The sequence below is a fragment of the Streptomyces sp. NPDC049970 genome, assembly GCF_040660235.1.
Taxonomy (GTDB): Bacteria; Actinomycetota; Actinomycetes; order Streptomycetales; family Streptomycetaceae; genus Streptomyces.
This window is the reverse complement of record NZ_JBFALP010000036.1, coordinates 1-13890: the sequence shown is the minus strand read 5'-3', so window position 1 is coordinate 13890 and position 13890 is coordinate 1. Positions and strand designations below refer to the sequence as shown.

At 70.9% G+C, this 13890-nt stretch carries 11 protein-coding genes; 7 read left to right on the top strand and 4 right to left on the bottom strand.

The features are described 5' to 3' along the window. The first annotated feature begins 166 nt into the window (after window positions 1-166). Window positions 167-757, top strand: a complete 591-nt coding sequence (locus AB0I83_RS31115; protein ID WP_356535696.1) for a malonic semialdehyde reductase — start codon at window positions 167-169, stop codon at window positions 755-757. Between the two features lie 278 nt (window positions 758-1035). Here AB0I83_RS31115 and AB0I83_RS31110 read toward each other — a convergent pair whose 3' ends face one another. Continuing rightward, entirely contained in the window at window positions 1036-1614 is a 579-nt protein-coding gene (locus AB0I83_RS31110; RefSeq protein WP_363307019.1) for a DUF4245 domain-containing protein, read from the bottom strand. A gap of 166 nt (window positions 1615-1780) precedes the next feature. Here AB0I83_RS31110 and glpX point away from each other — a divergent pair, with 166 nt between their 5' ends. Continuing rightward, complete coding sequence (gene glpX, locus AB0I83_RS31105; RefSeq protein ID WP_356538148.1) at window positions 1781-2812, top strand: class II fructose-bisphosphatase; 1032 nt, start codon at window positions 1781-1783, stop codon at window positions 2810-2812. 63 nt (window positions 2813-2875) lie between these two features. On the opposite strand, the gene AB0I83_RS31100 is transcribed toward glpX, so the two are convergent. Together AB0I83_RS31100 and AB0I83_RS31095 are read right to left on the bottom strand one after the other, a co-directional pair. Beyond that, window positions 2876-3247: a WhiB family transcriptional regulator gene (locus tag AB0I83_RS31100; RefSeq protein ID WP_356538146.1), complete on the bottom strand. Its 372-nt coding sequence runs from the start codon at window positions 3245-3247 to the stop codon at window positions 2876-2878. A 162-nt stretch (window positions 3248-3409) separates the two neighbouring features. After that, complete coding sequence (locus AB0I83_RS31095; RefSeq protein ID WP_356538144.1) at window positions 3410-4081, bottom strand: DUF1707 domain-containing protein; 672 nt, start codon at window positions 4079-4081, stop codon at window positions 3410-3412. 188 nt (window positions 4082-4269) lie between these two features. On the opposite strand from AB0I83_RS31095, the gene AB0I83_RS31090 reads away from it, so the two are divergent. From AB0I83_RS31090 to AB0I83_RS31070, 5 genes are all read left to right on the top strand, one after another. Next, window positions 4270-5937, top strand: coding sequence for a fumarate hydratase (locus AB0I83_RS31090; protein WP_363307018.1), 1668 nt, complete (start codon window positions 4270-4272; stop codon window positions 5935-5937). A 335-nt stretch (window positions 5938-6272) separates the two neighbouring features. Further along, window positions 6273-6767: a hypothetical protein gene (locus tag AB0I83_RS31085; RefSeq protein ID WP_363307017.1), complete on the top strand. Its 495-nt coding sequence runs from the start codon at window positions 6273-6275 to the stop codon at window positions 6765-6767. A gap of 160 nt (window positions 6768-6927) precedes the next feature. Then, the gene (locus tag AB0I83_RS31080) at window positions 6928-8331 is read left to right on the top strand and encodes a class II fumarate hydratase (protein WP_356538139.1); all 1404 of its coding nucleotides are present in this window, start codon (window positions 6928-6930) and stop codon (window positions 8329-8331) included. Window positions 8332-8386: 55 nt separating this feature from the next. Further along, on the top strand, window positions 8387-9109 hold the full coding sequence (locus AB0I83_RS31075; RefSeq protein ID WP_356538138.1) for a DUF402 domain-containing protein: 723 nt from the start codon (window positions 8387-8389) through the stop codon (window positions 9107-9109). 409 nt (window positions 9110-9518) lie between these two features. Next, window positions 9519-11438 (top strand): ATP-binding SpoIIE family protein phosphatase, encoded by a 1920-nt coding sequence (locus AB0I83_RS31070; protein ID WP_363307016.1) that lies wholly within the window; start codon window positions 9519-9521, stop codon window positions 11436-11438. Window positions 11439-11564: 126 nt separating this feature from the next. On the opposite strand, the gene AB0I83_RS31065 is transcribed toward AB0I83_RS31070, so the two are convergent. After that, window positions 11565-13835, bottom strand: coding sequence for a transglycosylase domain-containing protein (locus tag AB0I83_RS31065; RefSeq protein WP_363307020.1), 2271 nt, complete (start codon window positions 13833-13835; stop codon window positions 11565-11567). Between the last annotated feature and the right edge of the window lie 55 nt (window positions 13836-13890).

Here is a 13890-nt window from a genome sequence, read left to right as displayed (position 1 = left end):
TGGGGGTGGCGCGCCACCCCCAGGGCGGCTCGGGGGTCCTGTCGGGGGGGGTGCGGTTGTTGCGGGGTCGATCACCCGGGATAGTTTTAGTTGAAGTTTAATCTATTTCTGGGCTACGGTAACGGCATCGTTCGACCTGCACACCGTCCGGAAGGTACCGCTCCACATGTCCCTCGTACTTGACCCCGCCGCCCAGGACCTCCTCTTCCGCGAGGCCCGCACCGCCAACACGTTCACCGACGAGCCGGTGACCGACGAGCAGGTCCAGGCGATCTACGAACTGGTCAAGTACGGCCCCACCGCCTTCAACCAGTCGCCGCTGCGCGTCGTCCTGGTCCGCACGCCGGAGGGTCGCGAGCGACTCGTGAAGCACATGACCGAGAGCAACCGCCCGAAGACCTCCACCGCTCCGCTGGTCGCGCTCCTGTTCGCGGACAACGAGTTCCACGAGGAGCTCCCGGCCCTCCTGCCGCACTTCCCGCAGGCCAAGGACGCCTTCTTCTCCGAGCGTCCGGCCCGCGAGCGCTCCGCCGCGCTGAACGCCGGACTGCAGGCCGGCTACTTCATCGTCGGCGTCCGCGCCGCCGGCCTGGCCGCCGGCCCGATGACCGGGTACGACGCCGCCGGTGTCGAGAAGGAGTTCTCCGACGGAGACCACACGCTGCTGATGGCCGTCAACATCGGCAGGCCCGGCGCGGACGCCTGGCGCCCGCGCCTGCCGCGCCTGTCCTACGACGAGGTCGTCACGACCGTCTGATCCACCCGATCCCGCCGCCTGCCCGCAAGGCCCGCGACCGGGCGACGGAGGCCCGTACGCCGAGGAAGCCCCGCAACAGCTGTTGCGGGGCTTCCTCGGCGTACGGAGCGGCCTGCCACCGGGGCGGGACGGAGACGTCCGGGGGCGCGGCGACGTCCGGGGGACGCGGGCGCCTCCGGGGTCGCGGAGACCTCACGAGGCCGCGGCGACCCCAGCGGCTCTCGGGGACATCAGGGGTCGCGGAGACCTCAGCGGCTCGCGGGGACATGCGGAGGGCGTCAGGGGGTCGCGGAGGGTTCGGGGACCGTGGACGCCTCGGGGGCGCCGGACGCTTCGGGGCCCGCCGTCCGCAGCGCCGTGGCCATCTCCGCCAGCCGGTCCGCGGGCGCCGAGCCCGTGACCACCGTGGTGACGCCCTCGGCCCGCAGCACGAGCGCGTCGTACTTCGACCCCTCCCAGACCTGCCACTCCCTGCCGGAGACCTCGCGGGTGCGCCCGGTGTTCCTGGCGTCCCGGCTGACCTCGGGGACGTACTTCCTGGCCGGGGTGGTGGACTGCTCCACGGCGACGTACTTCTTGTCCGGGTCGAGGAAGCCCAGGTGCCAGCCGGAGCCGTTGTGCCCCTCGTACGAGACCGAGGTCGGCCTCCACCCCTTCGGCAGCCCGTCCGGGGCCGCCACGGGATACGGAGCGGCGCGACGCGCCGTCGCGAGCTCGACCCGGTAGTCGACCGCCTTGACGGGGTCGGCCTTGTCGTCGTGCGGAATGAAGATGTAGACGACCCCCGCCACTGCGGTGATCACGAGCATCGACAGGAACATGTCCCGGACGGTCTGCTTGCCTCGCTTGCTTGCCACGGACTCAATGGTGGCATGCGCCTCCGGACGCCCCGCCCCGGGGCGTCCACCCGCCCCCCTTGGAGCATCCGCTCATAAGTGACCCGCCCTGCTCATTTTATCGACCTACCGATAGAGTCACAGCACCCTCTTTTCCGGTCGTCGTCGTACAGAAAGGTGCGCTCCGATGTCCGAGCATCATCTGCCGTCCCCGCTCGAGGTCTCCCCGGAGGCCCCCGACCGCAACCTGGCCCTGGAACTGGTCCGGGTGACCGAGGCCGCGGCCATGGCCGCCGGGCGCTGGGTCGGCCGCGGCGACAAGATCGGCGCCGACGGCGCCGCCGTCAACGCCATGCGCACGCTCGTCTCCACCGTGTCGATGAACGGTGTCGTCGTCATCGGTGAGGGCGAGAAGGACGAAGCCCCCATGCTGTTCAACGGCGAACACGTCGGTGACGGCACCGGTGCCGAGGTCGACATCGCCGTCGACCCGATCGACGGCACCACGCTCAACGCCAAGGGCATGCCCAACGCGATCGCCGTGCTGGCCGCGGCCGACCGCGGGGCGATGTTCGACCCGTCCGCCGTCTTCTACATGGACAAGCTGGTCACCGGCCCCGAGGCGGCCGACTTCGTCGACATCAACGCACCCGTGTCCGTGAACATCAGGCGCGTGGCGAAGGCCAAGAGCTCGACCCCCGAGGACGTCACCGTCGTCATCCTGGACCGCCCCCGGCACGAGAACATCGTGCGGGAGATCCGGGAGACGGGCGCCCGGATCAAGTTCATCTCCGACGGTGACGTCGCCGGCTCGATCATGGCGGCACGCGACGGGACGGGCGTCGACCTGCTCATGGGCATCGGCGGCACCCCCGAGGGCATCATCTCGGCCTGCGCCATAAAGTGCCTGGGCGGTGTCATCCAGGGCAAGCTCTGGCCCAAGGACGAGGCGGAGCGGCAGCGTGCACTGGACGCCGGCCACGACCTGGACCGGGTGCTGTCGACGGACGACCTGGTCAGCGGGGACAACGTGTTCTTCGTCGCCACCGGGATCACCGACGGTGAACTGCTGCGCGGTGTGCGGTACCGCGCGGAGACGGCCACCACGGAGTCCCTGGTGATGCGGTCCAAGTCGGGCACGATCCGCAAGATCGACTCGACGCACCGGCTCTCGAAGCTGCGCGCGTACAGTGCGATCGACTTCGACCGGGCCAAGTAGGCGGGAAACAGAGGGCGTGGGGCGGCCCCGGCCGGGCTGCCCCGCACTCCTCGCCTGCGGGTTTCAGCCCGCGGCGGCTATGCGCTCGGTCGGGGACGTCGCCTTCAGCTCGATGTCCCGCCTGCGGCGCCGGGCCAGTGCGACGCGGCGCTCGGCGGCCGTGAGGCCGCCCCACACCCCGTAGGGCTCGGGCTGGACGAGTGCGTGCTCCCGGCACTCCACCATCACAGGGCATCGCGCGCAGACCTGTTTCGCGGCCTCCTCGCGGGATAGCCGGGCAGCAGTCGGCTCCTTCGACGGGGCGAAGAACAGCCCGGCTTCGTCTCGGCGGCACACCGCCTCCGAGTGCCAGGGCCCCGCCTCGTCCTCCCGCGCGGGGGTGCGCTGGGAGGGCACGGCGGCGACCTGCAGGGGCTGATGCGGCGAATGCAGCACGGTCCACTCCTGACGACGGCTTGGGCTTCGTGAGCGAGAGGCGATGCAGCACTCCCTACCCGCTGTACGCACGCCTATGCACTGCGTGGCGTCCACGCGGGCCCTCCACGGGGGCGCCCCGCAGCCGCATGGCCGGAACTCGCGGTCGGCCGTCCGCCCGGTTCAGTGACCGAGGTGTTTGCGCAACTGCTGGTGAAGATTGGCAATGAGCTTGCCGCGCTTGGGCTTCGCCTCGACGCTCCCGAAGACGGAGTAGCCGTTCACCACGACCACCGGCGCTTCCGGATCGGTGGATTCCAGTGTGTCGACCTCGAAGTTGCCGAAGACGCCCGTCCCGCTGCCGCGCAGCGAGATGTTCTCCGGGACCCTGATCTCGACGGAGCCGAAGATGGACGTCGCGTTGATGACGGTCAGACGCTGACCGAAAAGCGCCTCGGTGAGGTCTATCTCGACGCTGCCGAAGAGCGAGAAGGCGTTCGTACGGCCGCCCACGCGCCAACGGCCCCTGCGGGTGGAGCTGCTGAAGACCGCCACGAGGTTCTCGGCGGGTCCGGCGGCCGCATCGGGGCCGTACCCGTAGGGCGAGGCGCCGAGGCGGTTCGTCGCGCCCGGCACCGGGAGATCCCGTACCAGCGGCTCGAGTTCACCGACGGTCTTGGCCCGGTAGACCAGGTCCACCCGCTCGGCGTGCTCCTCGGCGGTGAGCCGGCCCTCCGCCACGGCGTCCCGCAGGATGTCCGCGATCCGGTCGCGGTCCGCGTCGGACGCGCGGATCCCGGCGGGCGCGGGACCGGCCGGAGCGTCGGGCTGCTGAGGCTGCTTTTCGAGGTCCACCGAACCAGACTACCCAAACGCGATAGATCGCGACCAGTACCTCTGCGGCCTCGCCGCGAAACCGGGACCGGATCGGGCGATCGGGGTGAGCCCTACCTCACAGGACCGGCGCGGTTCCGGCGCTCTACCCTGGTGGGTGCGCTGCCCGAGGGAGGTCAGCCGCCGTCGCCGAGTGAGGAATGGCCGTAATGCCAGAGTTTGCGTACTCCGATCTGCTCCCCCTGGGAGAGGACACCACGCCGTACCGGCTGGTGACAGCCGAGGGCGTCTCGACCTTCGAGGCCGACGGCCGTACGTTCCTCAAGGTGGCACCGGAGGCGCTGCGCACCCTCGCCGCCGAGGCCATGCACGGCATCTCGCACTATCTGCGCCCCGCCCACCTGGCGCAGCTGCGGCGCATCGTGGACGACCCCGAGGCCTCCTCCAACGACAAGTTCGTCGCGCTGGACCTCCTGAAGAACGCGAACATCGCCGCCGCGGGTGTCCTGCCGATGTGCCAGGACACCGGCACGGCGATCGTCATGGGCAAGCGCGGGCAGAACGTGCTGACCGAGGGCGGTGACGAGGAGGCCCTCTCGCACGGCATCTTCGACGCGTACACCAAGCTCAACCTGCGCTACTCGCAGATGGCCCCGCTGAACATGTGGGACGAGAAGAACACCGGCTCGAACCTGCCGGCGCAGATCGAGCTGTACGCGACCGACGGCGGCGCCTACAAGTTCCTCTTCATGGCCAAGGGCGGCGGCTCGGCCAACAAGTCGTTCCTCTACCAGGAGACCAAGGCGGTCCTCAACGAGGCCTCCATGATGAAGTTCCTGGAGGAGAAGATCCGTTCGCTGGGTACCGCGGCCTGCCCGCCGTACCACCTGGCGATCGTCGTCGGCGGCACGTCGGCCGAGTTCGCCCTGAAGACCGCGAAGTACGCCTCCGCGCACTACCTGGACGAGCTGCCCGGCGAAGGCTCCGCGACCGGCCACGGCTTCCGGGACGAGGAACTGGAGCGCAAGGTCTTCGAGCTGACGCAGAGGATCGGCATCGGCGCCCAGTTCGGCGGCAAGTACTTCTGCCACGACGTCCGGGTCGTCCGTCTCCCCCGGCACGGCGCGTCGCTGCCCGTGGCCATCGCCGTGTCCTGCTCGGCCGACCGCCAGGCGACCGCGAAGATCACCGCCGAGGGCGTGTTCCTGGAGCAGTTGGAGAAGGACCCGGCGCGCTTCCTCCCGGACACCACCGACGAGCACCTAGACGAGTCCGGCGAGGCGGTGCGCATCGACCTGAACCGGCCGATGGACGAGATCCTCGCCGAGCTCACCAAGTACCCGGTCAAGACCCGGCTCTCGCTGACCGGCCCGCTGGTCGTGGCGCGCGACATCGCGCACGCCAAGATCAAGGAGCGGCTCGACGCGGGCGAGGAGATGCCGCAGTACCTCAAGGACCACCCGGTGTACTACGCGGGCCCGGCGAAGACGCCCGAGGGGTACGCGTCCGGTTCCTTCGGCCCGACGACGGCCGGCCGGATGGACAGTTACGTCGCGCAGTTCCAGGCGGCGGGCGGCTCCAAGGTGATGCTCGCCAAGGGCAACCGGTCCAAGCAGGTCACGGACGCCTGCGACGCGCACGGCGGCTTCTACCTCGGCTCGATCGGCGGCCCCGCCGCGCGCCTCGCCCAGGACTGCATCAAGAAGGTCGAGGTCGTCGAGTACGAGGAACTCGGCATGGAGGCGGTCTGGCGCATCGAGGTCGAGGACTTCCCCGCCTTCGTCGTGGTCGACGACAAGGGCAACGACTTCTTCACCGAACCCGCCCCCGCCCCGACCTTCACGAGCATCCCGGTCCGCGGACCCGGCCTCGGCTGACCTTCGCGGCCTCACAGGGGCATCCGGCCACCGGCCGGGTGCCCCTGCCGCGTTCCCGGGACCCGTCGGTTCCGACCGGCCCTGTGCCCGGGACCCGCCGGTTCCGGCCATCCCTGGCTCCTCGCGGCCGGGCGCCGAGGACCGCCGGCGGCGGAACCCGGTGGTGGACGGGACCTGTTCACGCCAGAGAACACCAAGGCCGCACCTCCGGGTGCGGGCCGCGTCTAGCTTGGGCGGGCGCCCTGCGCACCGGATCACCCGACCGGGCACAGGTGCGGGCAGGACACTCCCTCCAGCAGAAAGCCGTTTCAGTGATGCCTCGTTCGGCAGTTGTCATGCGCGCGATTCTCGCCGTCACCGCCCTCGCCGCCGCCGCGCTCACCGCCCCGCAGGCCGTGGCCGCGGACCGGCCCGGCGTGTCCGTCTCGGCGGAGGCGGACGCCACGACCCTGGCCCTGGCCGAGTCGGACCCGCGGGCCACGGCAGCGGCCGCGACGGTGTGCGGCACCGGCTACACCCTGAACAAGGCGATCCCGCTGCCCGTGGGAACCGACCCGGGGATGCGCCTGGCGACCCTTTTCTCGTACACCAGCGGGGGCAAGGGCTGCGCGATCATGGACAACAACGTGGGCGTCTCCCGGTACATGTACCTGAAGGTCTGCAAGGTCGACAACACCGGCTGCGACACGGACTCCGGCAACTTCTCCGAGTACGCCGGTCCGGTCTACGTCTCGAGCATCGCCTGCGCGAAGGTGACGGCCAGGATGGGGACCTCGTCCGGCAACCTCTTCATCAACTACACCAACGACTACGTGTTCCCCTGCAACTGACACGGCGCGACCGTGCCGAGGAGCGGGCGCGCCCCACGGCGCGCCCGCTCCGCCGCGTCCGGCTGCCCGCGACACCTCTGCGGATATTTTCTGGCGTACAGCGCTCAGGGAATACGTGGATCCCCCCACGTGCTCATCTCCACCAGGAGGCTTGAACACCATGGACGGACCGGCCGAGGAATCGAAGTACCGCGTCGAGCACGACTCGATGGGCGAGGTGCGGGTGCCCGCACACGCCAAGTGGCGGGCGCAGACCCAGCGCGCGGTGGAGAACTTCCCCGTCTCGGGGCAGCGTCTGGAACGGGCCCACATCGAGGCCCTGGCCCGGATCAAGGCCGCCGCGGCGAAGGTCAACGCCGAGCTGGAGGTGCTGGACCCGGACATCGCCGAGGCGATCCAGCGGGCCGCCTCCGAGGTGGCGTCGGGGCGCTGGGACGAGCACTTCCCCGTCGACGTCTTCCAGACGGGTTCCGGCACCTCCTCCAACATGAACACCAACGAGGTCGTGGCCACGCTCGCCACCGAGCGGCTCGGGCGAGAGGTGCACCCCAACGACCACGTCAACGCGTCGCAGTCGTCGAACGACGTGTTCCCCTCGTCGATCCACATCGCCGCGACCGCGGCCGTCACCGCGGACCTGATCCCCGCACTCGAACATCTGGCCGAGTCGCTGGAGCGGAAATCAGCCGAATTCGCGGAGGTCGTGAAGTCGGGCCGTACCCACCTGATGGACGCCACCCCCGTCACCCTCGGCCAGGAGTTCGGGGGCTACGCGGCGCAGATCCGGCACGGCGTCGAGCGGCTGCACGCCTCGCTCCCCCGGCTCGCCGAACTCCCCCTGGGCGGAACGGCGGTGGGCACCGGGATCAACACCCCGCCCGGCTTCTCCGCGGCGGTCATCGCCGAGGTCGCCCGTACGACCGGGCTGCCGCTCACCGAGGCCCGCGACCACTTCGAGGCGCAGGGGGCCAGGGACGGCCTCGTCGAGACGTCGGGGCAGCTCCGCACCGTCGGCGTATCGCTCACCAAGATCTGCAACGACCTCCGCTGGATGGCCTCCGGACCCCGCACCGGCCTGGCCGAGATCAGTCTGCCCGACCTCCAGCCGGGGTCGTCGATCATGCCGGGCAAGGTCAACCCGGTGATCCCCGAGGCCGTGCTGATGGTCGCGGCCCAGGTCACCGGGAACGACGCGACGGTCGCCGCCGCCGGGGCGGCCGGCAACTTCGAGCTCAACGTGATGCTCCCGGTGATCGCGAAGAACCTGCTGGAGTCCGTACGCCTGCTCGCCAACGCGTCCCGGCTGCTCGCCGACCGAACGGTCGACGGCATCACCGCCGACGTGGAGCGGGCCAGGCGCTACGCGGAGTCCTCGCCCTCGGTCGTGACCCCGCTGAACAGGTACATCGGCTACGAGGAGGCGGCGAAGGTCGCCAAGAAGTCGCTGGCCGACGGCGCGACCGTCCGCGAGACGGTGCTGGCCGGAGGGTACGTCGAGCGCGGCGACCTGACCCTGGAACAGCTCGACGCGGCGCTGGACGTGTTGCGTATGACCCGTCCGTGAACGGGCCGTCGGGAGTAACCCGGCGCGCGGGCGGACGCGTCCCTAAGATCTCTTCATGACAGCGACGGAAGCGGGCACGGGAGCAGGCACCGGGGCGGGTGCGGGGGACGACGGGCGCTGGGCGCCGGGAGACCGGATCCTCTGGCGCTACCGCGACAACGGACGGCCCGGGGGGGGCGGCGGCGCCGGCGGGCTGCACATCTGCCGGCCGGTCACCGTCGTCCAGGACACGGAGGAACTGCTCGCCGTGTGGATGGCGTCCGGCACCGAGTGCGTGAGACCCGTGCTCGCCGACGGGACGCAGGTGCACGCCGAACCGCTCGCCACGCGCTACACGCGCCCGCGCACTACGGTGCGCTCCCGGTGGTTCGGCTCGGGGGTGCTGAAGCTCGCCCGGCCCGGTGACCCCTGGTCGGTCTGGCTGTTCTGGGACCGCGGCTGGCTCTTCCGCAACTGGTACGTCAACCTGGAGGAACCCCGGTCACGCTGGTCGGGAGGGATCGATTCGCAGGATCACTTCCTCGACATCTCCGTCCGCCCCGACCACAGTTGGGAGTGGCTCGACGAGGACGAGTTCGCCCAGGCGCAGCGGGTCGGGCTGATGGACGCGGCCACCGCCCGGCGGGTGCGCGAGGCGGGCCTGGCGGCCGTCGAGGTGATCCGGCACTGGGGCGCGCCCTTCAGCGACGGCTGGGAGCACTGGCGGCCCGATCCCCGCTGGGGGGTCCCTCCGCTGCCGGATGACTGGGACCGCACCCCCGCCCCCACCCCGTCGTGAGACCCTTGATGCACCCCAGGGGGGCAAACGTAGGATCGCCTTCCGTGAAACCGCCCCACCGGTCCGTCGCGTCACAACCGGCGTGACCGGAACAGCAACTGACCACAAGTCACCGCACTCATCGCACGAGCCGCACGGGCCACGGAGCCCGGCGGGCCGTGCGGTGGCACGAACCACTACGAGGGGGTGGAGACGTGTTCGCCGTCCGCTGCCCAGCCGCCGGAAGACCTCGTGTCGGCCCCGTCGCCGGGAGACCTCGTGTCGGCCCGCCCGCCGGCCGTGCGGTTTCGGCCCCTTCTGTGAGGGCATTCGGTGACAGCCGTTGTTCTCGGCGCTGTTACCGGGGCACAGTGTCGCCCCACGAGGTGATTGCCTCATACACCCGGCCCGGACGGACGGAATCCCACGCGTGACGGAGCATCCCACCTCCCACGAAGGCCGGCAGCCTCTCGCTGCCCGGCCGCAGGAGCGCGCCAGGCCCCGGCAGCAGGAGGCCCCGCCGGGCGCCGCCGCCGCGATCCCCGGCCCCTCCCCGGCAGCGGGCCAGACCCCGAACACCGTGCCGAGTCCGGCGCCCGGGGAGTCCGGACCCGTCGTGGACACCCAGACGCTGAGCCGCCGCGAAGGCGACCGGCTGCGCTTCGTCGGCGCCGCGACCCGCAGGATCGCCCGGGGCATAGACCTGGACGAGATCGTGCTGGGCCTGTGCCGGGCGAGCGTGCCGACGTTCTCCGACGCCATACTCGTCTACCTCCGCGACCCGCTCCCGGTGGGCGACGAACGGCCGGTCAACCCCTTCGTGCTGCGGCTGCGGCGTACCGACAGGCTGCGGCTGGCCGACGAGGAGAGCGACGGGGGCCCGGAGGGCGAGCGGCTCAGACTGCCCGTCACCGACCCGCAGGCCGGCCTGCTGCCCGCCGCCGACCTCTGCGAGATCCAGGCCGGCGGCGCGCTCGCCGAGGTGCTGCGCGGGGTGCGGCCGGTATTCGGCGACTCCGCCGCGGCCCGGGTCGCCCTGCCCGAGCTGCTGGGCGCGGGCCGGACCGTGCCCACCGGGCACCGCGCGATCCTCGCGCCGCTGCGTGGCCGGCGCCGGGTGATCGGGGCCGCCGTCTTCCTGCGCGGCACGGACCGCCCGCCGTTCGAGGCCGACGACCTGCTGGTCGCGGCCCAGCTGGCCACGCACACCGCGCTGGGCATCGACAAGGCCGTGCTGTACGGCCGAGAGGCCTACATCGCGGACGAGTTGCAGCGCACGATGCTGCCCGACTCCCTGCCCCAGCCCACCGGCGTACGCCTGGCCTCGCGCTACCTCCCGGCCGCCGAGACGGCCCGGGTCGGCGGCGACTGGTACGACGCGATCCCGCTGCCCGGCAGCAGGGTCGCCCTGGTCGTCGGCGACGTGATGGGCCACTCCATGACGTCCGCGGCGATCATGGGCCAGCTCCGCACCACCGCGCAGACCCTGGCCGGCCTCGACCTGCCGCCGCAAGAGGTGCTGCACCACCTGGACGAGCAGGCCCAGCGGCTCGGCAGCGACCGGATGGCGACCTGCATGTACGCGGTGTACGACCCCGTCGCGCACCGGATCACCATCGCCAACGCGGGTCACCCGCCGCCCGTGCTGCTCCACCTGGGCGGCCGGGCCGAGGTGCTGCGAGTGCCCCCGGGAGCACCGATCGGCGTCGGCGGGGTCGACTTCGAGGCCGTGGAGCTGGACGCACCCGCCGGTGCCACGCTGCTCCTCTACACGGACGGTCTGGTGGAGTCCCGGATGCGGGACGTCTGGACCGGCATCGAGATCCTGCGGGAGCGGCTCGCGGCCACCGCCCAGCTGACCGGGCCGGACCACTCGCCTCCGCTGGAGGCGCTCTGCGACGACGTACTGGACATGCTCGGCCCGGGCGACCGGGACGACGACATCGCCCTGCTGGCCGCCCGGTTCGACGGGATCGCGCCGAGCGACGTCGCCTACTGGTCCCTGGATCCGGAGGACGCGGCGCCCGGACGGGCCCGTCGGCTGGCCCGCAGGGCGCTGAGCCGGTGGGGCCTCGACGACATCTCGGACGAGGTGGAACTGCTGGTCAGCGAGGTGGTCACCAACGCGGTGCGCTACGCGGAGCGTCCGGTGACCCTGCGGCTGCTGCGCACGGACATCCTTCGCTGCGAGGTCGGCGACGACTCACCGCAGCTGCCCAGGCAGCGGCGCGCCCGGGAGACGGACGAGGGCGGGCGCGGGCTCTTCCTCGTCAACCGGCTGGCCAGGCGGTGGGGGGCGACCCGGCTCTCCACCGGCAAGGTGGTGTGGTTCGAGCTGAACCGATCGTGAACCGGTCCTGAAGAGCTGTGCACCGGCGGTGCACGGCACGACGGCGGATCACCGACGACGCATCAGGGGCGCCCGGCTTTCACCGGGCGCCCCTGATGTGTCTTGTGATCCGGCGCGTGCGCGGGTCTAGCGGCTCGGTTGACGGTCCTCCAGCTGGTCCCGGTTGCCGAAGATGCCCCCGTCGCCGTCCTCGCCGTCGTCGGGCGGCTCAGAGGTCGACGGCGCCGTGCCGCTCGGGGACTGCGACGGCGTCTGGCTCGGCGCATCGGACGGCGTCTGGCTGGGCGACTCCGACGGCGGCGCGGAGGTCGTCGGCGGAGCACTGGTGGGGGTTTCGGACGGCGTCTCGCTGGGCGACTGGGTGGCCGACGGCGTCCAGCTCGGCTGCACGGCCGCGCCCTGGGTGGTGTCCAGGTCGAACGTGCTGGTCTTGTCCAGCACGCCGAAGGTGTACGCGGCCCAGATCTGCGCCGGGTAGCCGCCGCCGTTGATGCGTCCGCTGCCCGGGATCAGGCCCGTGGCGCCGGCCAGCGAGGTGTGCGCGTGGGTCTTCGCGTCCTCGCCGAACAGACCCACCGACGTCACCAGGTCGGGGGTGTAGCCGGTGAACCAGGCCGACTTGTTCTCGTCGGAGGTGCCGGTCTTGCCCGCGACCTGCTGGCCGCGGCGCAGCGGGTTGTCCCGCACCGAGGCGCGGGCGGTGCCGTCGTCGACCACCCCGGTGAGCACCGAGGTGACCGTGTCGGCGGCCTCACGGCTGATGACCTGGTCGCCGATGGGGTCCTCGATGTCCGCGGTGCGGGACCTGTTCGAGGCGGACTTCAGGATGCTCGGGGTGACCTTCTTGCCGTGGTTGTCGAGGGTGGCGTAGATCGCGGCCATCTCCAGGGGGCTGGCGCCCATGGAGCCGAGCGTCTGCGCGGGCACCGGCTGCATGCCCTCGGTGTCCATGCCGAGCTTGGCGGCGACGTCCATCACCTTCTGCATGCCGACGTCGACACCCATCTGCGCGAAGACGGAGTTGACGGACTTGTTCATCGCCGTCTGCACGGTGATGTCGCCGTAGGAGACGTCGTCCTCGTTGGGCGGGCCGAAGCCGACCTTGGTGCCGTGGTCCACGACCTGGCGGCCGCTGGTGCCGTCGTAGATCGTGTCGGCGTTGATCGGCTTGCCGTCCTGGGTGGTGGCGCCCTCGTCCAGGGCGGCGGCCAGGATGACCGGCTTGAACGTGGACGCCGGCTGGTAGTCCTTGCGGGTGGCGTTGTTGTAGTAGTGCTTGAAGTAGTCCTCGCCGCCGTAGAGGGCGACGATGCCGCCTGTCTTCGGGTCCACCGAGACCGCCGCGGCCTGGACGTCGGCGTCCACCTTCCGCTTCTCGGGGTCGAGCTTGCTGGTGAGCTGCTGCTCCACCGCCTTCTCGAGCGCGGCCTGCTTCTTCTTGTCGATGTTCAGGGTGATGGTCCAGCCCCGGCCGACGACCTCGGCCTCGGCCTCGGCCTGGGTGATGCCCTCCTGCTTCATCAGCTGGGCTTCCAGCTGCTTGTCGGCCAGGTCGATCAGGTAGCCCTTCTGGCCCTCCAGGCCGGGCGCACCCTGCGGCTCCTTCGGCACCGGGAACTTCATGGCCTGCCGCTTGGCGGCGTCCAGCCAGTGCTGCTCGACCATGTTGTCCAGCACGTAGTCCCAGCGCTGCCGCACCAGCTTCTTGCCGGTGTCGCTGGCCACCGCCCAGTCGTACTGGCTGGGCGCCTGCAGCAGCGCGGCCAGGTAGGCGCCCTGCTCGACGGTCAGGTCCTTGGCGTCGACGCGGTAGTAGGCCTGCGCGGCGGCCTGGATGCCGTAGGCGCCGCGGCCGTAGTAGCTGGTGTTGATGTAGCCGGCCAGGATGTCGTCCTTGGACATCTGCTGGTCGACCTTCAGGGAGATGACCAGCTCCTTCAGCTTGCGCGTGACGGTCTGGTCCTGGTTCAGGTAGTAGTTCTTGACGTACTGCTGGGTGATCGTCGAACCGCCCTGGGTGCCCTTGCCGGTCAGCGTGTTGAGCAGACCGCGGGCGGTGCCCTTCAGGTCGATGCCGGCGTCGTGGTAGAAGGACTTGTTCTCCGCCGCGACGAAGCAGTGCTGGACCGCTTTGGGCACCTGTTCCAGCGAGACGCTCTCACGGTTGACCTTGCCGGCGCGGGCCAGGATGGTGCCGTCGCTGTACTTGTAGACGTTGCTCTCCTGCTGCGCGACCGCGTTGCCCTGCGGCACGCCGACCATCATGTAGAGCACGATGAAGGCGCCGATGCCCAGCAGGCACACGCCGAGGGCCGCGCCCAGCAGCTTTTTCCAGGTGAACAGCCGGCGTATGCCGCCCAACTGTTCTCCTCCCACGTCGGCCAGGTACTCCTGCACGACGAACGCACAATGCCGCCCGCGCGCAGGGAAATCTCGATCGAGCCCCAGGGCA

Coding starts and splice junctions, on each gene's coding strand:
- AB0I83_RS31115 (WP_356535696.1), top strand. CDS start 167: ATGTCCCTCGTACTTGACCCCGCCGCCCAGGACCTCCTCTTCCGCGAG.
- glpX (WP_356538148.1), top strand. CDS start 1,781: ATGTCCGAGCATCATCTGCCGTCCCCGCTCGAGGTCTCCCCGGAGGCC.
- AB0I83_RS31090 (WP_363307018.1), top strand. CDS start 4,270: ATGCCAGAGTTTGCGTACTCCGATCTGCTCCCCCTGGGAGAGGACACC.
- AB0I83_RS31085 (WP_363307017.1), top strand. CDS start 6,273: ATGCGCGCGATTCTCGCCGTCACCGCCCTCGCCGCCGCCGCGCTCACC.
- AB0I83_RS31080 (WP_356538139.1), top strand. CDS start 6,928: ATGGACGGACCGGCCGAGGAATCGAAGTACCGCGTCGAGCACGACTCG.
- AB0I83_RS31075 (WP_356538138.1), top strand. CDS start 8,387: ATGACAGCGACGGAAGCGGGCACGGGAGCAGGCACCGGGGCGGGTGCG.